3 protein-coding genes are annotated in these 1553 nt (G+C 50.8%); 1 reads left to right on the forward strand and 2 read right to left on the reverse strand.

The features are described 5' to 3' along the window. Nucleotides 1-337 (forward strand): hypothetical protein (locus AK963_RS36235; RefSeq protein WP_238593887.1); only part of this gene is annotated, 337 nt, incomplete at its 5' end. Nucleotides 338-383: 46 nt separating this feature from the next. Here AK963_RS36235 and AK963_RS28860 read toward each other — a convergent pair. Together AK963_RS28860 and AK963_RS28865 are read right to left on the reverse strand one after the other, a co-directional pair. Further along, on the reverse strand, nucleotides 384-929 hold the full coding sequence (locus tag AK963_RS28860; RefSeq protein ID WP_066018712.1) for a hypothetical protein: 546 nt from the start codon (nucleotides 927-929) through the stop codon (nucleotides 384-386). A gap of 1 nt (nucleotide 930) precedes the next feature. Continuing rightward, nucleotides 931-1553, reverse strand: a 623-nt coding sequence (locus AK963_RS28865; protein WP_202969919.1) for a phage tail fiber repeat family protein, incomplete at its 5' end; no start/stop codon positions are given.

A 1553-nucleotide genomic window follows, 5' to 3' on the forward strand; every position in this document is an offset into this window, starting at 1 on the left:
CCAGCCATCGGACTTTGCCAGAGTGGTGAGGGCTTTGTGGGCGTCTTTGTTGTTCATGTTATTTCCCGAGAAAGAATTTACCGGCGAAGTAACCGCCGATGGCGATGGTCATGATGATCCAGGTGATTTTTTCGAAGATTTGAGCGCGTTCGGATTTTCGTTCGAGGGATTGAATACGGTGATTGTTGTCCTTGATGGAGCTGCGGAGTTCTTTATTGCCCTCGATGACGGCGGCGATGCGTTCTTCGATAAGAGTGAGTTTCAGGATCGCATCGGCAAGCTGCTCGAACTTGGCTTCGAAGGTATCGAGTTTGTGTTCGATCTGGTCGAGTTTTGATTGGTGCTGTTGCGATCCTTGCATTGGTTTTTATCCGAATAAATTGTTATTCAAACCCTATATTTACGCCAAGAGTATTCCCTGTTCTTACTGATAAATATTGATATAAGTTATGGGTCGGGGAACCTGATGGTTGATTTTCAAGCATTAGCCAGCGGCTACTTTTTATAACTGCTCCCGTGATAATAAACTCTGCATCCTGAAACAAAATTCTTATATCTTTACCGAGAAAGGGGGAATAGGAAGTATCGGAAAAATCTATTTCAAAATAATAAACAGAGCCATTAATACCTACTCGTACCCCCCTAATAGGAGATGTGTGGTTATCAACAGAAACAGTTTTTGGCGTTATGTCACCATAATTACCCGCCAAATATCCATACTGAATAAACCCGTACAGATCATACACTCCAATAGTCCACTGATGCGTCGGCGTAAACGCACTCTCCCCATAAAAATCACTGAGCTTCAGCACCCCGCTCGCCGGAACATTGCCAGAGCCATAGTACTCAGAGAGCTTATGCGGTGCGGTGCCTCCAAATTCGGTGGCGATGTCTGCCAGAGATAAGCGTCCACTGTTCGGTAATGCCATATTAGTTCCCTATTGAAATGTCGGTGGCCTGTACTTCGCCAGAGAATATGGTGGTTGTGCCGGTGACGGACTGCTGCGCGGTCTTGGCTTCGAGTGCGTCGAGTCGGGCTTGCAGGGTGGCAACGATGGCATCGACCTGAGCCTGGGTGTAATAGGCGGCGTCGTGGTTGTGGCTGTTGTTTGCTTTGCCGTCGAGTTCGGTTTGCAGGCCGGTGACGTTGGCGATGGTGTGGTTGTGGCTTGATGCTGCCTTAGCGTCGAGCGAGGCTTGCAGGTTGGTAATGTCGCTGATCGGGTGCGTGTGCGCTGACGGTGTGAAGGTGGCTGGCTTGCCGGTGACGTCGCTCCATGTGGGTACCCAGGTATCCGCCCTGTATGGATGGGCGTGAGAGTCAGACTTGCTGGCCAGAAGTGTGTCGGTCTGGCTTTTGGTGTAGTAGCTGCTGTCGTGGTTGTGTGCCGAGGGCGTGAACGTGGATGGCTTACCGGTCACTTGCGCCCATGAGGGAACCCAGGTGTTCGGGTGGGCGCTGACGTCGTTGTAGGTGAGGCTGACCACGCCCTGATGGCCGTTGACGGAGGTGACGGCTTCGGTGTTGTCGATTTTGTAGAAGGTGTCCGATG

The sequence above is a fragment of the Endozoicomonas atrinae genome, from assembly GCF_001647025.1.
Classification (GTDB): Bacteria; Pseudomonadota; Gammaproteobacteria; order Pseudomonadales; family Endozoicomonadaceae; genus Endozoicomonas; species Endozoicomonas atrinae.